General features: G+C 65.0%; 18 protein-coding genes and 1 tRNA gene. 14 read left to right on the forward strand and 5 right to left on the reverse strand.

Annotated features, from left to right (window positions below; all coding sequences use genetic code 11):
* Positions 1–712: 712 nt before the first annotated feature.
* The 3 genes from E6G92_05320 to E6G92_05330 form a co-directional block, all read right to left on the reverse strand.
* The gene (locus tag E6G92_05320; GenBank protein ID TMJ19222.1) at positions 713–1,363 is read right to left on the reverse strand and encodes a hypothetical protein; all 651 of its coding nucleotides are present in this window, start codon (positions 1,361–1,363) and stop codon (positions 713–715) included.
* A complete protein-coding gene (locus tag E6G92_05325) occupies positions 1,350–4,427 on the reverse strand; it encodes an SAM-dependent DNA methyltransferase (protein TMJ19223.1) in 3,078 nt (1,025 codons plus the stop codon). The genes E6G92_05320 and E6G92_05325 overlap by 14 nt, the downstream gene beginning before the upstream one ends.
* A 656-nt stretch (positions 4,428–5,083) precedes the next feature.
* The gene (locus E6G92_05330) at positions 5,084–6,721 is read right to left on the reverse strand and encodes a CTP synthase (protein TMJ19224.1); all 1,638 of its coding nucleotides are present in this window, start codon (positions 6,719–6,721) and stop codon (positions 5,084–5,086) included.
* Between the two features lie 88 nt (positions 6,722–6,809).
* On the opposite strand from E6G92_05330, the gene E6G92_05335 reads away from it, so the two are divergent.
* From E6G92_05335 to rpsD, 7 genes are all read left to right on the forward strand, one after another.
* Positions 6,810–7,589 carry a 2-(1,2-epoxy-1,2-dihydrophenyl)acetyl-CoA isomerase gene (locus E6G92_05335; GenBank protein ID TMJ19225.1) on the forward strand — a complete coding sequence of 260 codons (780 nt, stop codon included), beginning with the start codon at positions 6,810–6,812 and terminating at the stop codon, positions 7,587–7,589.
* A 52-nt stretch (positions 7,590–7,641) separates the two neighbouring features.
* Positions 7,642–8,094 carry a ribose 5-phosphate isomerase B gene (gene rpiB, locus E6G92_05340; GenBank protein TMJ19226.1) on the forward strand — a complete coding sequence of 151 codons (453 nt, stop codon included), beginning with the start codon at positions 7,642–7,644 and terminating at the stop codon, positions 8,092–8,094.
* 11 nt (positions 8,095–8,105) lie between these two features.
* Positions 8,106–9,482 carry a serine hydroxymethyltransferase gene (locus E6G92_05345; protein TMJ20719.1) on the forward strand — a complete coding sequence of 459 codons (1,377 nt, stop codon included), beginning with the start codon at positions 8,106–8,108 and terminating at the stop codon, positions 9,480–9,482.
* Positions 9,483–9,555: 73 nt separating this feature from the next.
* The gene (gene nrdR / locus E6G92_05350; GenBank protein TMJ19227.1) at positions 9,556–10,005 is read left to right on the forward strand and encodes a transcriptional repressor NrdR; all 450 of its coding nucleotides are present in this window, start codon (positions 9,556–9,558) and stop codon (positions 10,003–10,005) included.
* Between the two features lie 113 nt (positions 10,006–10,118).
* Positions 10,119–11,339, forward strand: a complete 1,221-nt coding sequence (locus tag E6G92_05355; GenBank protein ID TMJ19228.1) for an rRNA methyltransferase — start codon at positions 10,119–10,121, stop codon at positions 11,337–11,339.
* Between the two features lie 108 nt (positions 11,340–11,447).
* On the forward strand, positions 11,448–11,699 hold the full coding sequence (locus E6G92_05360; GenBank protein ID TMJ19229.1) for a hypothetical protein: 252 nt from the start codon (positions 11,448–11,450) through the stop codon (positions 11,697–11,699).
* 191 nt (positions 11,700–11,890) lie between these two features.
* Positions 11,891–12,505, forward strand: a complete 615-nt coding sequence (rpsD, locus tag E6G92_05365; GenBank protein TMJ19230.1) for a 30S ribosomal protein S4 — start codon at positions 11,891–11,893, stop codon at positions 12,503–12,505.
* A gap of 60 nt (positions 12,506–12,565) precedes the next feature.
* Here the strand turns inward: rpsD and E6G92_05370 are convergent, their stop codons facing one another.
* Entirely contained in the window at positions 12,566–14,614 is a 2,049-nt protein-coding gene (locus tag E6G92_05370) for a S9 family peptidase (GenBank protein TMJ19231.1), read from the reverse strand.
* An 83-nt stretch (positions 14,615–14,697) separates the two neighbouring features.
* On the opposite strand from E6G92_05370, the gene E6G92_05375 reads away from it, so the two are divergent.
* The 4 genes from E6G92_05375 (at position 14,698) to E6G92_05390 (ending at position 18,777) form a co-directional block, all read left to right on the forward strand.
* A complete protein-coding gene (locus tag E6G92_05375) occupies positions 14,698–16,332 on the forward strand; it encodes a M28 family peptidase (GenBank protein TMJ19232.1) in 1,635 nt (544 codons plus the stop codon).
* Positions 16,332–17,306, forward strand: coding sequence for an agmatine deiminase family protein (locus tag E6G92_05380; protein ID TMJ19233.1), 975 nt, complete (start codon positions 16,332–16,334; stop codon positions 17,304–17,306). Before E6G92_05375 ends, E6G92_05380 begins: the two co-directional genes overlap by 1 nt.
* A gap of 152 nt (positions 17,307–17,458) precedes the next feature.
* The gene (aguB, locus tag E6G92_05385; protein ID TMJ19234.1) at positions 17,459–18,307 is read left to right on the forward strand and encodes an N-carbamoylputrescine amidase; all 849 of its coding nucleotides are present in this window, start codon (positions 17,459–17,461) and stop codon (positions 18,305–18,307) included.
* Positions 18,308–18,354: 47 nt separating this feature from the next.
* Positions 18,355–18,777, forward strand: coding sequence for a hypothetical protein (locus E6G92_05390; protein TMJ19235.1), 423 nt, complete (start codon positions 18,355–18,357; stop codon positions 18,775–18,777).
* Here the strand turns inward: E6G92_05390 and E6G92_05395 are convergent.
* Positions 18,764–19,438 (reverse strand): uracil-DNA glycosylase, encoded by a 675-nt coding sequence (locus E6G92_05395; GenBank protein ID TMJ19236.1) that lies wholly within the window; start codon positions 19,436–19,438, stop codon positions 18,764–18,766. The two genes, E6G92_05390 and E6G92_05395, sit on opposite strands and share 14 nt — an antisense overlap.
* A gap of 101 nt (positions 19,439–19,539) precedes the next feature.
* Between E6G92_05395 and folK the strand changes: the two genes are divergently transcribed.
* The 3 genes from folK to E6G92_05410 all read left to right on the forward strand — a co-directional run bounded on the left by folK (position 19,540) and on the right by E6G92_05410 (position 21,009).
* A complete protein-coding gene (gene folK, locus E6G92_05400) occupies positions 19,540–20,019 on the forward strand; it encodes a 2-amino-4-hydroxy-6-hydroxymethyldihydropteridine diphosphokinase (protein TMJ19237.1) in 480 nt (159 codons plus the stop codon).
* A 9-nt stretch (positions 20,020–20,028) separates the two neighbouring features.
* A tRNA-Lys gene (locus E6G92_05405) sits at positions 20,029–20,104 on the forward strand.
* Between the two features lie 191 nt (positions 20,105–20,295).
* A complete protein-coding gene (locus E6G92_05410; protein TMJ19238.1) occupies positions 20,296–21,009 on the forward strand; it encodes a response regulator in 714 nt (237 codons plus the stop codon).
* Positions 21,010–21,012: the final 3 nt, after the last annotated feature.

Genomic DNA, 21,012 nt, shown 5'->3' on the forward strand with positions numbered 1-21,012 from the left:
CGGCGGAGCTACTGGCACTGCCACCAGAGCCTCGCGCCCGACCATCTCAGCGCCGAGCGGCTGACCGCGCTGACCAGGGCCTGCCTTCCCGAAGCGGCCGCTTTGCCCGCCGAGACGCGCCGCGAGGCCCGCTTCCGCCTGGGCGATCTTGAGATCATCATCAGCGAAACCGGCGGCCCGCGCGCTCATGTCGGGCGCGTCGTGAGCTATATCGTGGCCGCCGCGCCGAAGCCCTGAGGGGCCCTTCGACACGCTCAGGACAGGCCCTTTCGGCAGGCTCGGCACAGGCGGAAGTTTCCGAAGTTTCCGCTTCCTTAGGGAGAGAAAAACCTGAACCTTCCGGGATTTGTTCGGCCGGGGCGGGAGCGTGCGGGAGCAGATTACGATCAAGCTGGGCTTCGCCCACCTGTCGGCCGGGCGTTCAACCTCTCCGTCGCTGCGCTGCGCGCTGCTCAGGTGCGTTTCCGCGCGAATGGTCCCAATGTTCGCGGTGGCCATGAGCAATGCGACGGCCAAGCCCGGATCGGTAGGCGCGCACCTTTTCCCAACTGAGAATCAGCCGCCCGGCGGGCGAGCGCCGAGTCGCACTAATTTAGCAGACAGAGCTCGAGCTCGCAAGAACGTGGCAGGAACATTTCCAGATCAATTCGAGGTCTATCGTATTACACCAAGGAAGTCCGTCACCGACCGTCGCTGAGCACAGATTACGAGGTCACGCCGCAGCGCTCATCTCTACAAAGACGTGCTTAAGGCGCAATGGATGCGCGCCATTTTGCAATACCGTCCCCTCCAGTAGGGCTAATGCGAGTGGATGCCCTTCGCACGTAGCAAGCTTGGCGGGAGTTCCGTAGTGGTGGCAGATGGATGCATCTATCGCTTCTACCACGTCATTCACAGGAGGCTTCAGAACATACCCAAGCATAAAGCCCCACTCCAAACCCGAGCCGTATTGCCCCGCTACGTACCGTTGGACACCTTTCACCACATAATTTGCATTCAGCGTGGAATCTCCCGCTGCCACCCTCTTACACTCCACCGGAACGTACGCATCTTCAAATCCAAACTGATGCGTGAATTTCATCGTGATATCTATTCTACCTAGGATCTCGGGGCCCATTGTTGACATGTCCTCCAGCTCATGCTCGCCGCGAATTTCGAGATTTGTAAGGCCCAACGCCACTTTAACCCGGCGCACAGCTTTCCGAACGACCATTGTTATAGGGACTTCCAGCATCTTCGCTTCGATATGCGGCCTTGCTTCCTCAGCCCCACGGCATATCAAATCCACTACTGTCGCAACTTGATCAGCACCAAGTCCGAAAGCCGGATTGCCGATAGGGTCGTCGGAGCTAAGCAGCGGCATGCTGAGTCTGGAGCCAATGATCCGCTAACACAACATCCCCGTCATTCAAGCCAGCAGTCGCCGTCCAGTACCGTTGTTCAGACGGCTTGAGAATAAATAGGCTGTTTTGAATGTAAAACCGCAAGTGTCTACGCTCGTTGAGATATGGGGGCGCATGAGTCTCAGACTTTCCGCCAAGCAGAGTGGCTAGATTTGCAAGGTCTTTCGCATCGCCCATGCCAACGGAGCACGAACCATCGGGGCTTCCAGGGGCCATGCTGAATCTGACCGCTGTAATCCCGGGAATGCCTTTGGACAGATCACCACCTTCAACCTGCGCATCGTATAACGAAGCTCTCAAATGTCGCTCGCCTCGTGCCCTAAGATAACCGTTTACAGTTGCCACGGCTGCGAGGGCATAGGTCTCTAAGTCTCCGACATTGGGTCTCTTCACCGCGCGACAGCGTTCGCTTCGCCCTTCAAATATCAAGAACCGTGCTCTCTCGACACTATCCTCAACTATTACACGTTCTTGATCCTCCAATTCGTAAAGATCAAAAACCGCTTTATCTAGAGCCCTGAGGGCCTCTTGCGAGTGCGGCGAGTCTGCAAGTGCCCTTTCTCGATCAACGGCTTGTTTCAATAAATGTTCTGGGCATCTCGCCAGATCAGGGACTCTTAAGGATAGTATATCCTCTGGCGTCACTGTGGGCCGCTCCAACCCCCATGTCGGGCCCCCAAATGCCAATTGAAAAGTAGTAATCGCAGAATTTAAAATTGCCGACAAGACGAACGGATACCTTCCGTCTAGTCCAGAAAATGATATGCCATAAAGATTCTGGGTATAAAGAGCGTCGTCCAATACTATGGATGCTGCATAACGGCCTCTCTCAATACCGAATGAGTAGGCCCCTTTCGGGCAGAGAACGAGAGGGCCTGAAAATATCGAACGCTTACGTGGTCGGTGAAGGGTGGCCCGCTCAAGATGGTCTAACCCTTCGGTCGCGATACGAAGCGGCCGAAATTCCATGGGGGTGACAACCGGAAGTTTGTAGTACGACGGGGGAACAGACCTCTGTGGGGATCCTCCCACAATGTAGCCTTGCCCCCGCCCCTGCTCCGGATCAACGTCAAGGCAATTAAGTTGATGTTCGAGCGTCGGAAAATTCTCCCAGAGACGGCGAATGAGCCATCCGTCACGAATGGTGCCGAACGTGGCGGCTTTCAGAAAGGTAGGAGCCGCTTTGATATCGGCCAGTGGCACTGACTTAATCTCGGCAGGGCCAATCTGGAAAATCCCACTACCCTTGAAATGAGGGGCCCAAGGAATTGATCCGACGAGCACTCGCTCCTTTACTGTCGTCAGTGCACATCGCGCAAAAAACAGTAGCGCGGGCCCCGATGCGTCAGGAAAGAGATCCTCCTTTCTCAGAAACGACAAATTTATCAGAGCGGTTGGCGCAAGTCGCTCCATAAGCGACGAACGCGATTGAATCGCAAAGTCGTCGCCCGAAAAGAATGGAGTGGCTTTCATGATCATGCCGACTCTGCCGGAAGCCCCTGCCAGGGACGCTGCAACTGTTAGAAATTGCTGATCCGGGCTACGGCGCGGACGAAGCGTTTTCTCATCCTGTAGGTTACGCGTCGGATATCCTCCGTCTAGCTTGACGTAGGTCCAGGGTGGGTTGCCAACCACGGCGTCGAATGGGACTTGATTAAGGGTAGCCGGGAGCTCATCTGCCAAGGAATCTGCATGAAATAATGTTGTTCCTAAGAGGTGTTCGAACCTCAAATCCGAGATATCGTTGATGCTTTCTTCGTCGAATTCGAGGGCGGCGAGGTATAGACTGAATGCCGCAATCCCGAGTGCAGATTTATTAACATCGATCCCAAAGAGCTGTGTGTATAGGATTCTGCGAACTATGTTCCGAGTGGATGGCGCCCCTTTAGTCGCTTTCCAAACCAAACGGCGGAAAGCTTCTACGAGAAATGCCCCTGAACCACAGGTGGGATCTACAATCCGCGCTTCGCTATCCAAATCCTCAAATACGGGATCGAGGGTCAAATGCACGAGTTCGATGGGAGTGTAATGGAGTCCTTGCGCCGCAGCCTCCTCGGCTGCGGACGATCGAGCGAACTGTTGATATATAGAACTAATTAGGTCAACAGGGATCGCATTGAACCGAAACTTGAATAATCTTCCTTGACCCCTTTTTTCGGGAACTAAGCTTCGGCTGTCTACAAAGTCGCGAAGCAATACCAGGTGCGCGTCGGTAAGATGCTCCTCTTCAAGCCCTTGGTCTTCCATGGGAAACAGGTCCCCGTCGAACGTCGACCGGAGCCATGCAAACAGCGCAAAGGTTGTCCTCTTCTCCTGGAAGATTTTTCCGAGGTCTGCCGGTATGTCGTCGGGTAAAAATCTCTGAGCGATGCCCCGATCGATCAAATACCAAGTGAATATGCATCGACCAATAAAGCGTTGAGATAAATCGCGGATAACTGCAGGCCGATCCACAACCGCTGCTTCACTCAAACCCGAAGGAGCGAAAGCCAATTCGTTTTCTAAAGCATCAATCTCAGCCAGTAGCTCACGGTCAATACGACAGTTGCGATTGATTGATGATCCAAGCGAACTGCTCCAGAAAGCGCCCGTCTCTGTTGCAACACGTCCACAGATCGCATTGAGAGATTTCAATCCATCCACGCCAAGTGCGAACACTTGAAGTGGCTTAGTACCACTCTTCTCGTTCCATATGCGAGGTGCTGCATAACAATCATACAGGCGGACCTCAACGGGTGTGATGATCCACAGTAACGGCGCAAAGCCGATATTCCACGCGGTCTCGTGCCAGTGCTTTAGCTGATCGGGCGTCGGGTCTTCCTCACCCGAGTCTTTGAAGACACTTGTCGCGGAATTCTGCGCAAAGAAAAGATCGTCCGCTTCGAGACCGATTTCCGGCGAGAAAACCGCCCGATATTGTCGAGCCCTAGAGTCGCCTGATGCTACTAGCCCCCTCGCAGGCGAACCATCGGGCGCCAAATAGCCGGTTTCTTGAAGAACGCGTTTATATACGGCACTGGCCACCGGTCAGCTCGTTCGCTCAGAAATAAGGTCAGTTGTCGGCACCAATCGCCCGCTCCAATTCAGTAGAACAAAGCAGTAACATGGCGTTTGGCTGGCGTAAACTCAGCAATTCAAACGAGCCGAGATTGCTTGACCGCAGCCTCGATGAAGCTTGCGAAGAGAGGATGCGGTTCCTTCGACTCCGCCACTCGCTGCGCTCGGGACGGGCTCAGGACATTCGGGGTGTCGGCTCTCGGCTTCGCTCGATCCAACATCAGCGGCAAACCCTTCGATCCCGAACGCCACGGCTAGACCAGCCGCGATTGCTTGACGGCGGGCCTCAATGAAGCTCGCGAACAGTGGCTTCCTTCGACTGCACCACTCCCTTCGGTCGGGCTGCGCTCAGGATGAGCGGGTTTCAGCGGAGTTTCAGCCCCGTCAAACGAGGCGAGACTGCTTGACCGCAGCCTCGATGAAGCTTGCGAAGAGAGGGTTCCTTCGACTCGGCCATTCCCTTCGGTCAGGACCGGCTCAGGATGAGCGGGGGGTCCGCTCTCGTCTCCGCTCGATCGGACATCAGCGGAGTTTGAAGCTCACCCCCTCAAACGAGCCGTGATTGTTTCATGGCCGCCTCGATAATCCTTCGACAGGCTCAGGACGATCGGAGGGTGGAGCCCTCAAACAAGACGAGATTGTTTGACGGCGGCTTCTATGAAGCTGGCGAATAAGGGGTGAGGTTCAAACGGCTTGGACTTCAGCTCCGGGTGGAACTGAACCCCGATAAACCAGGGATGATCCGGCCGCTCGACGATCTCCGGCAATTCCCCGTCCGGGCTCATTCCTGAGAAGACCAGCCCGCCCTGCTCCAGCGCTTCCTTGTAGTGGACGTTGACCTCGTAGCGGTGGCGGTGGCGTTCGCTGATGCGTTCGGCGCCGTAGACGCTTCGGACCACGCTGTTGCCGCCGAGCACCGCTTCATAGGCCCCGAGCCGCATCGTGCCGCCGAGATCGCCGCCCTCCGCCCTCTTCTGCAGGCCCTCCTCGCTCATCCATTCGGTGATCAGGCCGATGATCGGCTCCTCCGCCTCGCCGAACTCGCTGCTCCCCGCCCCCGCCAGCCCCGCGGTGTTCCGCGCCGCCTCGATGCAGGCCATCTGCATTCCGAGGCAGATGCCGAAGAAGGGGACGGCGCGTTCGCGGGCGAAGTGGACGGCGGCGATCTTGCCCTCGCTGCCGCGCTCGCCGAAGCCGCCGGGGACGAGGATGGCGTGCATCGGCTCGAGCGAGGCGGCGATCTCGGCCTCGGGATGCTCGAACAATTCCGCGTCGAGCCACTGGATGTTGACCTTGACCCGGTTGGCGAGGCCGCCGTGGACGAGCGCTTCGGTGAGGCTCTTATAGGCATCCTGGAGGCCGACATATTTGCCGACCACGCCGATCGTCACCTCGCCCTCGGGGTTGAACAGGCGGTCGGTGACGTCGCTCCAGCGGGCCATTTCGGGCTCGCGCGCGTCCGCGATGCCGAAGGCGCGCAGCACCTCGGCGTCGAGGCCGGCCTCGTGATATTGGGCGGGGACGGCGTAGATGCTCTTCGCGTCGAGCGCGGGGATGACCGCTTCCTTGCGCACGTTGCAGAAGAGCGCGATCTTGGCCCGCTCGTTGTCGGGCAAGGGGTGTTCGAGGCGGGTGACGATGATCTCGGGCTGGATTCCGAGGCTGGTCAGCTCGCGGACCGAGTGCTGGGTCGGCTTGGTCTTCAGCTCGCCGGCGGCGGCGATGTAGGGGACTAAAGTGGTGTGGATCGAGAGGGTGGAGCCGCGCTCGCTTTCGTTGCGGAACTGGCGGATCGCCTCGACGAAGGGCAGGGATTCGATGTCGCCGACCGTTCCGCCGACCTCGCAGATGATGAAGTCGCATTCCGGGTCGATGTCGGCGCGGATGAAGTCCTTGATCGCGTTGGTGACGTGCGGGATGACCTGGACGGTGGCGCCGAGATAGTCGCCGCGCCGCTCGCGCTGGATGATTCCCTGGTAGATTCGCCCCGAGGTGACGTTGTCGCTCTGGCGCGCGGGGACTCCGGTGAAGCGCTCGTAATGGCCGAGATCGAGGTCGGTCTCGGCGCCGTCGTCGGTGACGTAGACTTCGCCGTGCTGGTAGGGGCTCATCGTGCCGGGATCGACGTTGAGATAGGGATCGAGCTTCCTCAGGCGGACCGTATAGCCGCGGGCCTGGAGAAGCGCCGCGAGCGACGCCGCCATCAGGCCCTTGCCAAGCGATGAGACCACGCCGCCGGTGATGAAAATGAACCGCGCCATGGGAGTCGAGGCTTAAGGGCACGGCGCGCGAAAGGGCAAGCGGGAGAATCGAATTTATTTGCGCGGCGGCGAGCGCTAGGGGCCGGTAATGCCCTATCGAACCATCCTCTTCGCCATCGAAGGCGGGATCGCCCGGCTGACGCTCAACCGTCCCGACCGCCTCAACAGCTTCACCGTCGAGATGCACGAGGAGGTGGCCGACGCGCTGAACCGGCTCGAGGGCGCGCGGACCCTGATCCTCACCGGCGCGGGGCGCGGCTTTTGCGCCGGCCAGGACCTGAACGACCGCGCGGTGGCGCCGGGCGAGGCGGTCGACCTCGGCGAGTCGGTAGAGCGCCGGTACAACCCGCTGATCCGCACGCTCACCGCCTTGCCGATGCCGGTGATCGCCCGAGTCAACGGAGTCGCGGCCGGCGCGGGGGCCAATATCGCCTTGGCCTGCGATGTCGTGGTCGCGGCGAAGAGCGCGAAGTTCATCCAGTCGTTCGCCGCGATCGGCCTGATCCCCGACAGCGGCGGCACCTGGGTGCTTCCGCGGCTGGTCGGCCAGGCGCGGGCGCTCGGCCTGGCGCTGACCGGCGAGCCGCTCGAGGCCGAGCGGGCGGCCGAATGGGGGCTGATCTGGAAGGCGGTGGAGGACGAGGCGCTCGACTCCGAGGTGGACGCGCTGGCCGGGCGCTTCGCCGCCGGTCCGACGCTCGGCCTTGCCCGGATCAAGGCGATGCTCCGCGAAAGCTGGGGCCAGAGCCTCGGCTCCGAGCTCGACCGGCAGCGCGACGCGATGCGCGAGCTCGGTTTTTCGGACGATTATCGCGAGGGGGTCGCCGCCTTCATGGAAAAGCGCAAACCGCGCTTCACCGGACGCTAGGGAGCCAATATCCGGTGGCGAATCCGCGCGCGATTGCCTAGGGGCTTGCCTCATGCGCATCGCCATCGCCTCCGATCATGCCGCGGTCGAGCTGAAGGCGCAGCTCGTCCGGTGGCTCGGCGAGATCGGCCACTCGGTGGCGGACCTCGGCCCGGAGGGAATCGAATCGGTCGACTATCCCGATTACGGCTACAAGCTGGCCGACGAGATCGCCGCCGGACGCGCCGATCTCGGAGTCGCGCTGTGCGGCTCCGGAATCGGCATCTCGATCGCCGCCAACCGCCACCCGGCCTGCCGCTGCGCTTTGGTCTCCGAGCCGCTCTCCGCCCGCCTGGCGCGCGAGCATAACGACGCCAACGTCGTCGCCATGGGCGCCCGCCTCGTCGGCATCGAGATGGCCAAGGCGTGCATCGAGACCTTCATCGCCACGCCCTTCGCGGGCGGCCGCCACCATAATCGAGTCGAGAAGCTGACCCACCCCCGTTTCGCCGAGGAATCCGCATGAGCAGCGACACCATGGACCGCTCATCCCGAGCGAGCATCGAGCGAAGTCGAGATGCGGAGTCGGGGGACCTGCAGCCGGGCGGCTTCTTCACCGACACGCTGCGCCAGGCGGATTCTGCGGTCGCCGACGCGGTGTGCGCCGAGCTCGACCGGCAGCAGAACCAGATCGAGCTGATCGCGTCGGAGAACATCGTCTCCCGGGCGGTGCTCGAGGCGCAGGGATCGGTGCTCACCAACAAATATGCCGAAGGCTATCCGGGCCGGCGCTACTACCAGGGCTGCGGGCCGTCGGACAGCGTAGAAACGCTGGCAATAGAGCGCGCCAAGCAATTGTTTGATTGCGGTTTCGCCAACGTGCAGCCGCATTCGGGCGCGCAGGCGAACGGGGCCGTCATGCTGGCGCTGACCAAGCCCGGCGACACGATCCTCGGCATGTCGCTCGACGCCGGCGGCCACCTCACCCACGGCGCCCGGCCGGCCATGTCCGGCAAGTGGTTCAACGCCGTCCAGTACGGGGTGAGGCCCGACGACCATCTGATCGATTTCGATCAGGTCGAGGCGCTGGCGAAGGAGCACAGGCCGACGCTGATCATCGCCGGCGGCTCCGCCTATCCGCGCCACATCGATTTCGCCCGCTTCCGCGCCATCGCCGACGAGGTCGGAGCGCTCTTCATGTGCGACATGGCCCATTTCGCCGGCCTGGTCGCGGCGGGCGAGCATCCGACGCCCTTCGGCCACGCCCATGTCGTCACCACCACCACCCACAAGACGCTTCGGGGCCCGCGCGGCGGCATGGTGCTGACCGACGACGAGGTGATCGCCAAGAAGATCAACTCGGCGGTCTTCCCCGGCCTTCAGGGCGGCCCGCTGATGCACGTCATCGCCGCCAAGGCGGTCGCGTTCGGCGAGGCGCTGAGGCCCGATTTCAAGGATTATGCCAAGGCGGTGATCGCCAACGCCAAAGCGCTCGCCGGCCGCCTCAAGGAGCGCGGCGCCGATCTCGTCGCCGGAGGCACCGACACCCACCTCGCTTTGGTCGACCTTCGCCCGCTCGGGATCACCGGCAAGGACGCCGACGAGGCGCTCGAGCGCGCGTCGATCACCTGCAACAAGAACGGCATCCCGTTCGATCCCCTTCCCCCGGTCAAGACCAGCGGAATCCGGGTCGGCTCGCCCGCGGGCACGACCCGCGGCTTCGGAGTGCCTGAGTTCCGCGACATCGCCGACATGGTCGCCGACGTGCTCGAAGGGCTCAGGGCCAAAGGCGAGGACGGCGATCCGGCGGTCGAGGCCGAGGTGAAGGCGCGGGTGCGCGAGCTTTGCGCCCGGTTTCCGATCTATTCTCCCTCTCCCCTCGGGGGAGAGGGCCGGGGAGAGGGGGAGTCTTGAGCGGCTCGCTCGGACTCCCCCTCTCCCTTCGCCGCTTCGCGGCTCTTCCCTCTCCCCGGAGGGGAGAGGGGTCATGAGATGCCCGTTCTGCGCCCATGAGAACAGCCAGGTGAAGGACAGCCGTCCGACCGAGGACGGCTCGTCGATCCGCCGCCGCCGCCAGTGCGAGGATTGCGGGGCGCGCTTCACCACGTTCGAGCGGGTCCAGCTGCGCGAGCTGACCATCGTCAAGTCGGGCGAGAGGCGCGAGCCGTTCGACCGCACCAAGCTGGAGCGCTCGATCGCCACCGCCTGCCGCAAGCGCCCCGTGCCCGTGGAGCGGATCGAGCGCCTCGCCTCCTCGATCCAGCGCCAGATCGAGACCAGCGGCGAGAGCGAGACGCCCTCGGCGCGGATCGGCGCGCTGGTGATGGAGGGCCTGAAGGCGCTCGATCCCGTCGCCTATATCCGCTTCGCCAGCGTCTATAAGGACTTCCGCGAAGCCAAGGATTTCGAGGATTTCGCGGGCACGGTGGGGGAGTAAGGCTCCGCCAGCCGATCCCAATTCCGTTCGTGTCGAGCCCATCGACGCCACCTGCGGCGACGCTCTGGATAAACTCCGTCGAGACACCTATCGAGCGAAGCCGAGATGAACCGATGAGCTTCTGGACCTACATTTTGCGTCTCTCGAACGGGATATATTATACCGGGCACACCGACGATCTCGACCGCCGGATCGCCGAGCACCAGAGCGGCGCGATCCGGGGCTACACGCACGACAAGCGCCCGGTCGAACTGATGTGGGCCGACGAATTTCCCACGCGGGCCGAGGCGCTGGAGGCGGAGCTTCGGGTGAAGAGCTGGTCCCGGGCCAAGAAAGAGGCGCTGATCCGCGGTGATTGGGGGGAGGTGAGCTGGGCCGCCATACCGCCGAGCGAGCGTGCGGCACGGGCCTCGACGGTTCGTCCCTCGGCTTCGCTCGGGAGGGTCCCTCGACTTCGCTCGGGACGAACGGAATCTGTTGTGGTTTCCTCTTCCCCTTCTCCTATCCCTCCCCCTCCCCCCGTTCGTGTCGAGCGAAGTCGAGACACCCCGCCGAGCGAAGCCGAGGCAATAGGCGCAGCCGAGAATGGTCACCCCCCACCCCCCGCCATAATCCTCGTCCGCCCCCAGCTCGGCGAGAATATCGGCAAGGCGGCTCGGGCGATGCTCAATTTCGGGCTCACGGACCTGCGCCTCGTCGCCCCGCGCGACGGCTGGCCCAACCCCTCCGCAGGCCCCGCGGCTTCGGGCGCGGACGTGGTTCTGGAGCGGGCGCGGGTGTTCGGCAGCGTGGCCGACGCGGTCGCGGATTGCGCCCACGTCTATGCGACGACGGTGAGGAAGCGGGGGCTGGTCATGCCCGTGGTGTCGCCCGAGGATGCGGGGCGCGAGATCCACGGCAATGACGGCCCCTCGGCGATCCTGTTCGGCGCCGAGCGCTCGGGGCTCGAGACCGACGAGGTGGCGCTCGCGGGGAAGATCGTCACGGTCCCCGTCAATCCCGATTTCCGATCGCTGAACCTCGCCCAGGCGGTGATCCTCGTCGCCTACGAATGGTCGAAATTCATCCCGCGCGGCGACGAGGGGCATGTCGCGCTCGCCGTCCCGACCGAAGGCGGGATCGAGGAGCCGCGCGCGCCCCAGGCGCACCTCGAAGGCCTGATCAACCAGCTGTTCGACGCGCTCGCGGCGGCGGATTATTTCCATCCGCCAGATCGCACCCAGGCGACCAAGCACACGATTCGCACGATCCTCACCAAGGCCCCCTGGTCCACCCGCGAGATCCAGGCGGTGCGGGGAATCGTGCGCGCCCTCGCCGAGCCCCGCCGCCGCTAGCAAGGCTCGGTTCAGCTTCCGGATTGCACTTGGCCGTTGAGCCGGACTTGACTTTCGCCGGCCCCCAACACCATTTCACGCGGCTCCAAGACAAAGAGTGGGTGGACGATGAAGAAGATTGTGTTTGTCAGTGCGCTTCTGGCCTCCGGCGCCGCCTGGGCCCAGGCGCCGAGTTCCGGCCAGGCCAATGAATCCGGCTTCGATCCGAACGAGCTGGTCTGCCGCACCGTGGACGATACGGGCTCGCGCCTCGGGCGCCAGCGCATTTGCATGACCCGCCAGCAATGGGTGGATTCCCGCCGCCTCACGCGCGAGAATACCGAGCGCACGCAGAACAACCGCGGCGCGCGCCAGTTCTGATTGCCGAAACCCCGCGTCGAAGCCTGCGCCGTCCGTCCGGGCGGCGTTTCGGCTTGACTTAGCGGGCCTCGGCCCGCATGTGCCCGCCTTCGCAATTGGCCCCGCACCCCTGGTGAAGCGGCGGCCGCGCCGGACAACAAGGTCCGGCGGTGCGGCCCAGGGAACCTGACAGAAGCAAATTGGAGTAAGACATGTCTAAGCGCACCAGCGCCAAGTACAAGCTCGACCGCCGCATGGGCGAGAACGTCTTCGGACGGCCCAAGAGCCCGGTCAACCGCCGCGAATACGGCCCCGGCCAGCACGGCCAGCGCCGCAAGGGCAAGGTTTCCGATTTCGGAATCCAGCTGCGCGCCAAGCAGAAGCTCAAGGGCTATTATGGCGACGTGACCGAGAAGCAGTTCAAGCGCGCCTATACCGAAGCCGCCAAGATGAAGGGCGACACCGGCCAGAATCTGATCGGCCTGCTCGAGCGGCGTCTCGACGCGGTCGTCTACCGCGCCAAGTTCGCTCCGACCATCTGGGCCGCGCGCCAGATCGTCAACCACGGCCACATCCGGGTCAACGGCAAGAAGCTCAACATCGCCTCGGCCAAGGTCTCGGTCGGCGACGTCATCGAGCTCGGGGCGAAGGCGCAGGAGATGGCGCTGGTGATCGAGGCTCAGGGCCTGCCCGAGCGCGACATCCCCGAATATATCGTCCAGGACGGAACGACGAAGGTCGTCTTCAACCGGATCCCGACGCTGGACGAGGTTCCCTACCCCGTCCGGATGGAGCCGAACCTGGTCGTCGAGTTCTACTCGCGCTGATCGATCGGCCTCTGCCGGAAGGAACGGGCGGCTCCACTGGAGCCGCCCTTTTTTTGCCTGCTAACGGGCCGCCGTATTGGCGGCGAGGAAGGTTCCGATCCGCTCGAGCATCTGCGTCCGGACGGCCGAATCCGCGAGGTCGTGCTCGAGCCCCGGGAAGAGCGAAAGCTCGCTCGATTTGCCCGCGTCGCGCAGGGCGTCGTCCATCCTGCGGCTGTGGGACACGGGCACATTGAGATCGCGGTCGCCGTGGAACAGCAGCACCGGAGCCCGGATCGCCGAGACGTTCTGGAGCGGCGAACCCTCGCGCACATGGGGCCCGTCGCCGACGAACGCCGCGACGCTGCGGGCGCTCGAATAATCGTCGAAATCGTGCTTGAGCTGCTGGAGATCGGTGACCGGCGCGATCGCCACGATCGCCCGATAGAGGCCGGGCTCGGCGACTCCCGACTGGAGCGCCGCGTAGCCGCCATAGGACCAGCCGACGATCGCCATCCGATTGGCGTCGGCTATGCCCTGCGCCGCCAGCCAGCGGGCGCCGGCGCTGATATCGCCGATCGAGGTGCGCCAGCCCTGGAAGCCGTTGCGCTGCAGCCAGGCGTCGCCATAGCCCGCCGAGCCCCGGAAATTGGGCTGGAGGACGGCATAGCCCAGGCGGGCGAGATATTGGGCGATCCAGTCGAACCCCCATTCGTCGCGCGCCTCGGGGCCGCCATGCGGCAGGATCACCGCCGGCAGGCCGCGCCCGTCCGAGCCCGGCGGAAGCGTGAGATAGGCGGGCACCATCACGCCGTCGGCGGCGGGATAGGAGACCGCGCGGACCTGGGCGGTGGCGACGCCCTCGAGCTGGGGCCGGACCATCAGCACCTCGTTCAGCGCCCGCGCCGAACGATCGTAGACGTAGTAGCGCCCCGCGTCCGTGTCGCTGCCGGCGTGGATGATCACCCGGTTGCCGTCGGCGCTGGTCGTCCCGAAATTGATCTGGCTGAGATTGGGTATGGCGCGGGCGAGCGCTCGGGCAAGCACCTCGTAGTCGTGATCGAAATAGATCACCCGGCGCTGCTCCTCCGCGAAGGTCACGCCGATGATCTTCGAGCCGCGGTTGGCGGAGACGACGTCGTCCACGTCGACGCGCTCGTTGGCGTAGACCAGCTCGGTGGCCATCGAGCCGTCGAGCTTGATCCGATAGAGCGCCTGGCGGCCGTTCAGCTTGCGCAGGAAATAAGCCGAATCGAGCCCCGAATCGACGGCCAGCGGAACCATGTCCGCCTCGGTGCGGGTGCCCGAGCTGCCGAGGCGCTGCCAGTCGCGGCTGCCGCTGGCGCGGTAATAATAGTTGATCTGCGAGGCGACCTGGCCCGCGCTGGTGCTCGCCGGCGAGGCCATGATCCGCACGTGGCCCCTGCCGTCGCTGATATAGTAGCCGGCATGGGGGTTCGGCGCCTCGATTTGGGTCGATCGGCCGCTGGCGAGGTCGATCCGGTCGACGCCGAGGCCGTTCGCGGTCCGCACCATCCGGGTGCCCTGGCGGCCGGCCTCGGGAACATATTCGCGGGCCATCAGCACCGCGCTCTCCTGCCCGCCGAGCCAATCGAGGATCGATCCGTCGAACTGGCGAAGATTCGCGTCGTAGAAGGATTGCCGCTGGCCGAGCATCGTCAGGTTGCGGCCGGCCGTGTCGATCGAGATCAGCCGCGAGAAAGGGATCAGGATTCCGGCGCTGTCGTTCATGCCGGTCACCTTGCAGATCAGCCGCTCGTTGGTGACGAAATTGCACCAGCGCAGCCGCTCGGGATCGCCGCCGGAGCGCAGGATCGCCTGCGGCTCGCCGCCTTCCGAAAGGGTGGCATAGAAGACGACCGTCGTTCGCCCCGGACCGGGCTGGAGGTAGACGACGTGGGTGCCGTCGGGCGAAATGTCGATCGCCTCGACGCTTTCCCTGACGCCGTAGAGCGCCGCGGGGCTCGCCGCCGGCTGCGCCGACGCGGCGGACGTGGCAGACGCGGCGACGCACGCCGCCAAAACAGAAATCCTGGTGATCATGAATGCCCCCTGTAAGGCGCCATCCTCAGCAGGCCGGGCGCCTCGTGGCAAGAGACCGCGTGGCATTACCGTGTTCTCCCCGTGCCTTGCGGGCTCCGCCCGGCCCACCCTATAGCGGCCGCGTCGCCGACCGATCCGAGGAGCCAGCCATGCGCCTTCTTCCAGCCCTTCTGCTCGCCGGCCTGGGCGCCGCTGCCGCCGCGGCACCTTCGGCCGCCCCGCCCATCTCCGTCGAGACCATCCAGCGCGCGACGCGCACGCTGTCGAGCGACGAGTTCCAGGGCCGTGCGCCCGGCACCGAGGGCGAGACCCGGGCCACCGAGTTCATTTCGCAGGAGTTCCAGCGCGCCGGCCTCAGGCCCGGAAACGACGGCGGCTGGTTCCAGGACGTGCCGCTGGTCGAGATCACGGCGCAAGGAGCGCCCCGGCTGCGCATCGCGGGCGGCACGAGCGAGCTGAATTTCGCCTTCCGCACCGACTATATCGGCGCCTCCTATCGCGCCCAGCCGCACGTCTCGGTCGACGATAGCGACATCGTCTTCGTCGGCTACGGAATCAACGCGCCCGAGCGCGGCTGGAACGATTATGCCGGGCTCGACGTGCGCGGCAAGACGGTGATCATCCTCGTCAACGACCCCGACTGGCAGTCGCCGGGTCTCGAGGGCACGTTTGGCGGCCGGGCGATGACCTATTACGGCCGCTGGACCTACAAGTTCGAGGAAGCCGCCCGCCAGGGCGCCGCCGCCGCCTTCATCGTCCACGACACCGCTCCGGCCTCCTACGGCTGGAACGTGGTCGAGAACAGCTGGTCGGGCTCGCAGCTCTACATGCAGTCCGACAACAACGGCGCCGACCAGACCGCGGTCAACGGCTGGCTGACCAACGCCGCCGCGCGCCGGCTGCTCTCGGCCTCCGGCCAGGATCTCGACGCCCTCACCCGCGCCGCCCAGCAGCGCGGCTTCCGCGCGGTGCCGCTGGGCCTGAAGGCATCCGTCAGCCTCGACAACCAGATTCGCCGCGCCAATTCGCGCAACGTGATCGGCGTTCTGCCGGGCCGAACCCATCCCGACGAATATGTCATCTACACCGCCCATTGGGATCATCTCGGCCTGTGCACCGAGACCGGCGAGGACCGGATCTGCAACGGAGCGGTCGACAATGCCAGCGGCACCGCGGCCCTGATCGCGCTCGCCGAGGCTCACGCCCGCGCCGGCCCCGCCGACCGGACGATCATCTTCCTTGCGGTCACCGGCGAGGAATCCGGGCTGCTCGGCTCGGCTTATTACGCCGCGCACCCCATCTACCCGCTGGCGCGCACCGCGGGCGGCTTCAACATGGATTCGCTGAACCTCGCCGGAGCGGCGCGCGACTTCGTCTCGATCGGCGGCGGCAAGTCCGAGCTCGATGCCTATCTCCAGCGGGCCGCCGCCGCCGGAGGCCTTCGGGTCTCGCCCGAGCCGACGCCCCAGGCGGGCTATTATTTCCGCTCGGACCAGTTCAGCTTCGCCAAGATGGGCGTGCCGATGCTCTACGGCCGCGGCGGCGAGGACCTGGTCAACGGCGGCCCCGCCGCGGGGCGCGCCGCGTCCGAGGATTATCGAGCGCACCGCTATCACGGCGTCGACGACGAATATGATCCCAATTGGGATTGGCGGGGCGCGCTCGCCGACGTCCAGGTCTATTACCGGGTCGGCCGCGAACTCGCGACCAGCCGCGACTGGCCCAACTGGCTCCCCGGCGACGAATTCCGCGCCATCCGCGACCGCTCCCGCGCCGGGCAGTAATGACCTACCGCCAGCCCCCCGAATGGGCGCCGCACGCCTTCGTCTGGATCGGCTTTCCGAGCCATCCGGACCTGTGGGAGGACGATCTCGAACCCGCCCGCGAGGAGGTCGCGGCCTTCGCCCGCGCGGTCTGGCAGGACGGCAAAGGCGAGCAGGTCCATCTCGTCGCCGCCGACGCCGAGGCCGCTGCGGCGGCTCGGGCGCTGGCACCCTTCGCGACGATCGTGGAGCAAAAATTCGGCGACATCTGGCTTCGCGACACGGGGCCGATCGTGGTCAGGGGCCCCGGCCCGGCGCGGGCGATGAGCTTCCCGTTCAACGGCTGGGGCGGGAAATACGACCTTCCGGGTGACGATCTGATCGGCCGGCGGCTGGCCGAGGGAATCGGCCTCCACGTCCGCCGCGCCGAGTGGATCCTCGAAGGCGGGGCGATCGACGTCGACGGCACCGGCCTCGTCGTCACCACCGAGCAATGTTTGATGAACCCCAACCGCAACGCCTTCCTCTCGCGCGGCGAGATCGAGGCGAAGCTCGCGGCCGACCTCGGGCTCGACCGCGTGCTCTGGCTGGGCAGCGGCCTGATGAACGACCATACCGACGGGCATGTCGACAATCTCGCCCGCTTCGTCGCGCCCGGAACGCTCGCCATTCCCGAGCCTGCCGAAAGCGACCCCAACGAGGCGGTCTATCGCGACGCCGCCAGCCGCGCCCGCGCCTTCGGGCTGGAAGTCGTCCCCCTGCCCTCGCCCGGCCGCGTACTGCGCGGGGGCGAGACCATTCCCGCCTCCTACATGAACTTCTACATCGGCAACGCCGCGGTGGTCGTGCCGCAATATGGCGCGCCGAACGACGCGGCGGCGGTGGCGGCGATCCAGGCGCTGTTTCCAGGCAGGGTGGCCGTGGGCCTTCGGGCCGACCATATCCTGACCGGCGGCGGCAGCTTCCACTGCATCAGCCAGCAGGTGCCGGGCTAACACTGACCTGTCCCCCCACCGTTCGTCCCGAGCGAAGTCGAGGGACCCTCCCGAGCGAAGTCGAGGGACGAGGGCGTAGCCGAGGCAAGAGTTCTCGCTTCGCTCGAAGGGGTGTCTCGACTTCGCTCGACACGAACGGATATGGGGCAGCGATGACCAAGCTCACCGTCGCCGCTCTCCAGCTCGCCTTCACGGACGATATCGACGAGAATATCGCCAACGTCTCCGCGCTCGTCCGCGAGGGCGCGGGCAAGGGCGCGAAGGTCGTCCTTCCGCCCGAGCTCTTCGAAGGTCCTTATTTCTGCAAGACCCAGGACGAGGCGTTGTTCGCCACCGCGCGCCCTGTCGATTCCCATCCCGCCGTGCTGGCGATGCGGAAGCTCGCCGCCGAGCTCGAAATCACCATCCCGACCAGCTTCTTCGAATTGGACGGGCCCCACCATTACAACAGCCTGGCGATGATCGATCCCAAGGGCGCGGTGATGGGCCTCTATCGCAAGAGCCACATCCCCGACGGGCCCGGCTATTCGGAGAAATTCTACTTCCGCCCCGGCAATACCGGCTTTCGCGCCTGGCCGACGGCGCAGGGCACGCTCGGAGTCGGCATCTGCTGGGACCAATGGTATCCGGAGACCGCCCGGGCGCTGATGCTCGAGGGCGCCGAAATCCTCTTTTACCCCACCGCGATCGGCACCGAGCCGCACGATCCGGACCTCGACACGTCGCGGCTCTGGCGCCGCGCGATGATCGGCCATGCGGTGTCCAACGTCGTCCCGGTCGTCGCTTCCAATCGGATCGGCGAGGAATGCGGCCAGCGTTTCTACGGCCACTCCTTCATCTGCGACGAGCGCGGCGACATCCTTGCCGAATTCGGCGCGAGCGAGACCGGAGTCATCACCGCCACGCTCGACCTCGAAGCAGCGCGCCGCCACCGCGCCGCCTTCGGCTTCTTCCGCGACCGCCGGCCGGACCTTTACGGGCGTTTGGTCGAGGACGTCTAGTTTCTCTACCGATAGAGTGGTAAAAGCGCCTCGACGGAGGTGCTTCCATGCGATCTATCGTCTTGCTTCTGCTCCTCACTCCGCTTGCCGGCTGCGACGGTCGCCCTGATTCCGGATCGGGGCCACGTCATGGCGGGCGCTATCAGGGTATCGGAACCTATCCAGCGGGAACTTTGTGGTCGCGACAGCAGGCCGATCGATCGCGCGACCCGGCCTCCGCGACGATCGCCGACGACGAACAGGTCATCGTCGTCGTCGACAGCAGCACCGGCGAGGTCCGCCAATGCGGCAATCTGAGCGGTTACTGCATTCGGACGAACCCCTGGTCGGGCGCGGCCGCGCCGGCGCGCCTCACGGCGCACGCGGCCGATGTCGCGCGCGAGGCGGAGCAGACGAGATCGCCGGAAATGACCGATGCGGCGAACGACTTGAACGCCGCCGCGGACGCGGGCGCGGCTAGGGGCCGCTGACCGCAATCGCCCGGGCGAAGACGGCCTCGAACATCGCCGCGGTCAGCCGTCCGGTATTCTGGTTGTAGCGCGAGCAGTGGTAGCTATCGATCAGGATCCGCCCGTCCGGCAGCCGATGCTCGGCGAGGTGGGCGAAGGAATGGTCCGCCAGCCGTTCTCCGGCCGTCCGCAGGGCGTTGTCGTGCGCGATGCGGCCGAGCGCGACCATCACCCGCACATTGGGGAGCAGGGCGAGCGAGGCTTCGTAATAGCGCCTGCAGTTCGCGACTTCGGCGGGCAGCGGCTTATTCTGCGGCGGCAGGCACTTCACCGAATTGAGGATGACGCAGCCGTTCAGCCGCACGCCATCGTCGGGCCGCTCCTTGTAGACACCCTCGGCAAGGCCGAACTTCATCAGAGTGGCGTAGAACAGGATGCCCGAATGATCGCCGGTGAACGGCCGCCCGGTCCGGTTCGCCCCCCACATGCCCGGCGCCAGGCCGACAATGGCGAGCCATGCCCCGCGGTCGCCGAACGCCGGCACCGGCGCGTTCCACCAGTCCGCGTGCTTCTCCCGCAGATCCTCGCGCAGCGCGACGAGGCGCGGGCAGAGCGGGCAATCGCGCGGCGCTTCCGCTTCGGGGACGGGGCTTTCATCCATCAAAATGCCAATCCTCGTCATCCCGCGAAAGCGGGAATCCAGCTTCCTCGCTAGCCAGCCGTTCCCAAAGAAGAAAGCTGGGCTCCCGCTTTCGCGGGAGTGACGTTGTGCTAGGTCGAGCCATGGCCACGACAAACTACGCGATCGCGCTCGGCTCCAACCGGCGCAGCCGCCACGGCTCCCCCGCCGAGACTCTGCGCGCGGCGCTGGGCGAGCTTGAGCCGGTCGCCGTTTCCACGATCCGGGCCACGCCTGCCCTCGGCCCCGCGGGACGAAGCTTCGCCAACGCAGTGGCGATCGTCGAAAGCGACCTTCTGCCGGACGCGCTGCTCGCGGTCTTCAAAGGCATGGAGCGCGCCTTCGGCCGCCGCCCGGGCAAGGCCTGGGGACCGCGCGTGCTCGATCTGGATATCATCCTTTGGTCGGAGGGTCCCTGGGGCGGACCGGGGCCGATCGTCCCCCACCCCGCGTTTCGCGGCCGCAGCTTCGTGCTCTCGCCGCTCGCCGAGCTCGCCCCCGATTGGCGCGATCCCGTCACCGGCCTCGCCGTCCGTCACCTCCTCGCGCGGTTGACCGCACCGCGCCCCGCGCATAGGGGCTGAGCCCGGAACGGGCCCTTAGCTCAGTCGGTAGAGCAACTGACTTTTAATCAGTAGGTCGCTGGTTCGAATCCAGCAGGGCTCACCATTCGCCGTGCCGACCAGCGAGAGTCCTTGCGGCCGGATCGCCAAGCCGATCCGGCGTGGTTCGAATCCAGCAGGGCTCACCATTCTTCCGGCTCGCGCGCCGCTTCCTGACATAGACCGACACAATCGACGACAAAGCGCGACATTCTTGCGCTGGCGCTCGCCGCCGGCACAGACCAAATAGGCGCAGCCATGGCCGAAGAACCGCATATCCTGCTGGTCGACGACGAGCGCGAGATCCGCGAGCCGCTCGCCGCCTATCTCTCGCGCAACGGCGTTCGGGTGACCAAGGCGGAGAATGCCGCCGCGGCGCGACAGATGCTGAGCGCCTATGCGATCGACCTCGTCCTGCTGGACATCATGATGCCGGGCGAGGACGGGCTGGCGCTGGCCGGATTCATCCGCGCGACGACCGCGATCCCAGTCATCCTGCTCACCGCCAAGGCGGAGGAGATGGACCGCGTGGTCGGCCTGGAGATCGGCGCGGACGATTACGTCACCAAGCCCTTCTCCCCGCGCGAGCTGCTCGCCCGGGTGAAGGCGGTGCTGCGCCGCGCCGGCGAGACCCGCGTGCGCGCCCCGGACGCCGACACCTACGGCTTCGGCCCCTGGCTCCTGAAGAGCGGCGAGCGCGAGCTGATCGGCGAGGACAATGTCGCCATCCCGCTTTCCACCGGCGAGTACAACCTCCTCCACGCCTTCGCGACCCACCCGCGCCGAGTGCTCAGCCGCGACCAATTGCTCGACCTCAGCCAGGGCCGCGAGCTCGCCGCGTTCGAGCGCAGCATCGATAACCATATCAGCCGCCTCAGGAAGAAGATCGAGGAAGATCCGGCCAATCCGAAGCTGATCAAGACCGTGTGGGGCGGCGGCTACATGCTCGCGGCGGACGTGAAGCGGCTGTGAGGC

Source organism: Alphaproteobacteria bacterium (genome assembly GCA_005883305.1).
In the GTDB taxonomy this organism is placed as follows: Bacteria; Pseudomonadota; Alphaproteobacteria; order Sphingomonadales; family Sphingomonadaceae; genus Allosphingosinicella.